Source organism: Pseudomonas sp. AL 58 (genome assembly GCF_036348395.1).
GTDB lineage: Bacteria > Pseudomonadota > Gammaproteobacteria > Pseudomonadales > Pseudomonadaceae > Aquipseudomonas > Aquipseudomonas defluvii.
The window spans coordinates 1-3,834 of sequence record NZ_JAZBQR010000046.1 but is presented as its reverse complement, the minus strand read 5'-3'; the positions used below and the strand labels follow the sequence as shown (position 1 = coordinate 3,834).

The window sequence follows — 3,834 nt, the reverse complement described above, 5'->3', positions numbered from 1 at the left end:
GAGCAGGCTCGCCGCTTGAAGCGACCTGACGCGTCAGCTTTTGAGATAACACCAAAACTAGCGCGTCAGTTCGACAAAGCAAGCCGAGCAGAACTGAAGCGTGATCCAGGCTGCGAAATCGAAGCACCTAAACCGCTCCCGCACGGCGAGCAACAGTGTAAAGCCGCGCAGCTCGACATCCTGAATTAACCCTATTGCCACCAGGCCGCCCGCCGGCCACGGAGGAACACCTATGCCCATTCGCCGCGCAGTTATTCACCAGATCGACAAGAAGCCCGACGGAAGCCCTGCGGTCCTGCACCTGGCAACCGATAGCCTGCCGGAGACGCAGGCCATCGAGAACCTACTGCATGACGTGAACGACAGCTACAACGCCAAGACGGGCAAGGCCTGGGGCTTCTTCCATGGAGAATCCGGCGCCTACCCGCTGAGCGGCTGGCTGGGGAAGTTCGTCAACGGCGACATGGAGTTCATCGACTTCACCCGCACCGCCGCCGAGCACCTGACCAAGCTGATGGAGGAATCCAATCTGTCCGTTGGTGGGCACGTCCTTTTCGCCTTCTACACCCAAGGCCTGACGGATTACCTGACGGTCGCCATCCTGCAGCAAGTTGAGACGATAGCAGTCACCGCCGACCTAGGTGTAGCCACCTCCCGTCATCTGGATACCGGCACCCTATCCTTAGCCGCGCGCATCAACCTGAGCGAGTGGCGCAGCAACCCAGCGTCAAAGCAGTACATCTCGTTCATCAAGGGCAAGAATGGCCGCAAGTCGAGCGACTACTTCCGCGACTTCATCGGCTGTCAGGAAGGCATCGACGGCCCGGGCGAGACCCGTACCCTGCTCAAGGCCTTCAGCGACTTCGTGGAGAGCGAGGATCTGCATGAGGAGTCGGCTCGCGAGAAAACCATGACCCTGGTCGATTACGCCACCACCCAGACCAAGATGGGCGAGCCGATCAGCCTGGAGGAACTCTCCGGTTTGATCGATGAGGACCGCCCCAAGGCTTTCTACGACCACATCCGCAACAAGGACTACGGCCTCTCGCCTGAGATCCCAGCTGACAAGCGCACCCTCAACCAGTTCCGTCGCTACACCGGACGCGCTGAGGGCATGTCGATCAGCTTTGAGTCGCACCTGCTCGGTTCGAAGATAGAGTTCGACCAGGCCAACAGCAGCCTGACCATCCGCAATCTACCGACGCAGTTGATCGGCCAGCTCAAGCGCCGCGCTGCCTGAATTTACTGCGCGGCCTGGCCTCACCTAATGCGCTGAGGGTTGGCCAGGCTAGCGTCCGTTTAGTCGTCCTTGTCTGCGCTTTCTTTCATTTTTGCGCACCAACTACAGAACCCGCCGTTATCCATGGCCTCGTATTTCTCGCTCCATGGAATGTCACACCCTCGAACACATTCTCCGGGGACGAGAGAAAGAACGTCTCGTTTGAAGACGAACTTCTGCTTATCTGACAGTGAGTCTTCACCTTTGTCGATCACCTGCCGCGTGATACCCGCAGCATCTCCATCGATATGACCGTTATCCAGCAGTTCCCCGAGAAACCCTGAAAAACCGTCATCGCCATCAAATCCACTCATCACGCTTCTCCCTCCGGCTCCATGCCGGGCTGCACACCAATACCCCACTTCAACGAATCACGCCACCCCGGCGAGGCTGGTGGCTGCCTGGAGATAACCATGAGCACATTCGCAGTCTTCGGCATGACCGCCGACGTAGCGCTGGCCGAGGCCAGGAAGATTACCAAGACCACCAAGCCCAGCGGAAAGATTGGCTGCCCCCCCCCTGGAGCTGACCATAGCTGAGTGGGAGCTAGCCGTTGAGCAGCAGGCAGCCAAGATCATGTCCGGCGAGAAGGTGAAGCAGTTGAGCCAACTGTTCGACGCGCCGCAATATGCCCAGCAGTTCATGGAGCTTGCGAGGAAGACCGGTAAGTGCCGCGATCTACGTATCAGGGCCAAGTGCGAGATCACCGACGCAAAAGGCAAACCGGTGATCAATCAGAAAACCAAGATGCCGAAGGTTGGCTGGATGGATTATCCATCAGCCAGTCAGGCAGCTTGAAGGCTGCTCCCATCGGAAAATTTGAGCACGTTTGCATTATCGATCGACGTGATTTTCGACACAGCATCTTTCGCCGCGTCATGCGCCAACTCCAGCGTGATGTAGTTCTGATCGCGGATCACTGCGTGCAATGACTGATCATCTCCACGACGAACACTGATGATCGGAAAGTACCCGCCACCAAGCTCTGAAGCGCCAGCCCAGATAACAACATCCCCGAAAATCTTTTCGCTCATCTCGCGCTCTCCGCTCTTAATTTGGGCGACAAGCAACGCACGAAAAGGCGTCGAGCGCAAGCAACGCAGGTATCCCCATGCCCACAGAAAACCGATCCAGCAATACCGAGATGGTCAGCGTGCCAGAAGGCTACATGCTGGTTGAACGCAGCATCTGGACAGAGCGCCAGGTCGAAGCCGCAACAGCGTGCATCACTCGCCTAAAGGTCGCGCCCAGCATGACTGACCGCGACCTAGCGATGGTCGCCATTGATGCCGCCCAGTGCACCGCGCCCGATATCGCCCTCTGCGACCTGCAGCCAGCCCTGCAGCACCAGGGCGAGCCGGTGGGCGTGATGCGAGCTTCCACCGAGGCCGGTATTGCACCCTTCGCAGACATTTGGCCCTGGCTTGAGCCGGGGACAAAACTCTACACCCACGCCGATGCTGGCGAGCTGGAGTTTGCTCGCAAGATGCTGCGTAGTGTTCAGCGGCGCGAGAAAAAGTGGGCGCTCCTCTGCGAAGGGCGCAACAACCAGATCGCCACCCTACGCGCCCAGTTGGCCGAGCAGGAGCACTCGGCGCGAGAGCTGCTGCGAATCATCGGCATGAGCGTGCAGGGTTCAGCTGCATACAATCGAGCAGTGGTTGCTTTCCATGACTCCCTGAACGCCGACACCAAGCCAAACTGACCAAAGAGTACATTTGTACTCCACTCCGAAATACCCCTCTCCCCTCTATTGAACAGCCGCGATATGGCGGCCAAGGAATCCCTATGCTTGATGAAAATATCCACGAAACCCTGAGCATGCTCACTGCAAGTCAACTGGCCAAGCTGCTTGTCATGCGCAAAGGGCTTGAGTTCGGATACACCTACACGTTCACCGACGACGATGGGCAGGATATCGACATCGACCTGGCTTTTCTGGCCGCAGCACCGGGTGATTTGCTGGAGGCTCTGTTCGACGAAAACGAGCATGACGACGCCATCAACGAGGTGCGCTACGAGGCCGAAGATGTTCACGGAATCCCGTATTGGTGCCACTACAGCTGGAATCGTAACTACGAGATCGACGTTAAAGCCTTCATCCTGCCCGATGGCCGTGCCCTGGCTTTCTGCGAGATGAGCGGCGGAGGCAAGCACGGCGAGCCGAATGCCTACCCGTGGGTGGATGAGGCCAAGTTCATCAAGGTCGCCGGCGTCGAGGAAAGGGTCATCAAGACCTACAAGTTCGAGGAAATTCCAGAATCTGCTGAGGTCGAGCAATGACCCGTCTCGCCCTCTGCCTCCTGCTGCTGGCCACCGGCGCCAGCGCAACCGAGAACGTCATCGATGTGCAGCACGACAGCCAGCGTGGGGTGACCTGCTACATCCTGAACGATGCCGGGATCAGTTGCGTGCCGGATAGCCAACTGGCTGGCGAGCAGCGTGCCCAGGACCAAGTCGGCGACCAGCTCGACAACTCCCCTACCCCTACACAGGCGCCAGCGCTCTGGAATGAAGAGAGGTATTCGCTGTGAAAGCACTTTCGATTCGGCAGC

Annotated in this window: 8 protein-coding genes and 1 pseudogene; 7 read left to right on the top strand and 2 right to left on the bottom strand. The window is 58.4% G+C overall.

All coding sequences use genetic code 11. The features are described from left to right. Both UIA24_RS22885 and yejK read left to right on the top strand, forming a co-directional pair. Window positions 1-189: pseudogene (locus UIA24_RS22885) on the top strand (hypothetical protein); the annotation flags it as partial. A 43-nt stretch (window positions 190-232) separates the two neighbouring features. Next, the gene (yejK, locus tag UIA24_RS22880; protein WP_330524023.1) at window positions 233-1,240 is read left to right on the top strand and encodes a nucleoid-associated protein YejK; all 1,008 of its coding nucleotides are present in this window, start codon (window positions 233-235) and stop codon (window positions 1,238-1,240) included. A gap of 59 nt (window positions 1,241-1,299) precedes the next feature. Here the strand turns inward: yejK and UIA24_RS22875 are convergent, their stop codons facing one another. Then, the gene (locus UIA24_RS22875) at window positions 1,300-1,593 is read right to left on the bottom strand and encodes a hypothetical protein (RefSeq protein ID WP_330524022.1); all 294 of its coding nucleotides are present in this window, start codon (window positions 1,591-1,593) and stop codon (window positions 1,300-1,302) included. A 99-nt stretch (window positions 1,594-1,692) separates the two neighbouring features. Between UIA24_RS22875 and UIA24_RS22870 the strand changes: the two genes are divergently transcribed. Then, window positions 1,693-1,818, top strand: a complete 126-nt coding sequence (locus tag UIA24_RS22870; protein ID WP_330524021.1) for a hypothetical protein — start codon at window positions 1,693-1,695, stop codon at window positions 1,816-1,818. Between the two features lie 37 nt (window positions 1,819-1,855). Beyond that, window positions 1,856-2,077: a hypothetical protein gene (locus UIA24_RS22865; RefSeq protein ID WP_330524020.1), complete on the top strand. Its 222-nt coding sequence runs from the start codon at window positions 1,856-1,858 to the stop codon at window positions 2,075-2,077. Here UIA24_RS22865 and UIA24_RS22860 read toward each other — a convergent pair. After that, entirely contained in the window at window positions 2,065-2,313 is a 249-nt protein-coding gene (locus UIA24_RS22860; protein WP_330524019.1) for a hypothetical protein, read from the bottom strand. The genes UIA24_RS22865 and UIA24_RS22860 overlap by 13 nt on opposite strands. Before the next feature lie 77 nt (window positions 2,314-2,390). On the opposite strand from UIA24_RS22860, the gene UIA24_RS22855 reads away from it, so the two are divergent. The 3 genes from UIA24_RS22855 to UIA24_RS22845 all read left to right on the top strand — a co-directional run bounded on the left by UIA24_RS22855 (window position 2,391) and on the right by UIA24_RS22845 (window position 3,813). Continuing rightward, on the top strand, window positions 2,391-2,984 hold the full coding sequence (locus tag UIA24_RS22855; RefSeq protein ID WP_330524018.1) for a hypothetical protein: 594 nt from the start codon (window positions 2,391-2,393) through the stop codon (window positions 2,982-2,984). A gap of 83 nt (window positions 2,985-3,067) precedes the next feature. Next, window positions 3,068-3,562 carry a hypothetical protein gene (locus tag UIA24_RS22850; RefSeq protein WP_099775275.1) on the top strand — a complete coding sequence of 165 codons (495 nt, stop codon included), beginning with the start codon at window positions 3,068-3,070 and terminating at the stop codon, window positions 3,560-3,562. Next, window positions 3,559-3,813, top strand: coding sequence for a hypothetical protein (locus UIA24_RS22845; RefSeq protein ID WP_330524017.1), 255 nt, complete (start codon window positions 3,559-3,561; stop codon window positions 3,811-3,813). The genes UIA24_RS22850 and UIA24_RS22845 overlap by 4 nt, the downstream gene beginning before the upstream one ends. Window positions 3,814-3,834 lie beyond the last annotated feature (21 nt).